1 pseudogene is annotated in these 435 nt (G+C 59.5%); it reads right to left on the bottom strand.

Annotated elements, in window-relative coordinates:
- Positions 1 to 212 (bottom strand): annotated as a pseudogene (locus HUS66_RS17475) (hypothetical protein); the annotation flags it as partial.
- Between the last annotated feature and the right edge of the window lie 223 nt (positions 213 to 435).

The following is a 435-nucleotide window of genomic DNA, read 5'->3' as shown; positions in this document are numbered from 1 at the left end:
TTGCGGTGCCGGGTGTTGACTTCCTCGGCCTGGCTGGCATCACGCATCCACTGGGTGACGCTGGCACCATTGTCGGCGGCAATCGAGGCGATCGCGGTCCCGAAGCTGCCGCCACCCAGCACGCAGACATTGAGTCCCACCGCCTGAGGGGTCGTTTCGCTTACCTCGCGATCACGAATGGCCCGACGAGGTGAAGGGGTAGTGGCAGACATGCAGACTCCTTGGATGACGATGTGCTCAGTGAATGGCAGGCATTGTACTCATAGTTTGTCAGAGAATGCTGAACAAGAGATGTCTGCGCAGGCTTCGTGGCCAACGTAGGGGGCTGCGCCTGGGTGACACACCTGAGTGGCGTACCTGCCAAGCGCGCCTCGCAAGCAATCGACTGGCATGCACCATCGACTTGCATGAACGATCGTTATGCATGAACTCTCG

It is taken from the genome of Onishia taeanensis, from assembly GCF_013349955.1.
Lineage (GTDB): Bacteria > Pseudomonadota > Gammaproteobacteria > Pseudomonadales > Halomonadaceae > Onishia > Onishia taeanensis_B.
This window is presented reverse-complemented; position numbering and strand designations above follow the sequence as displayed.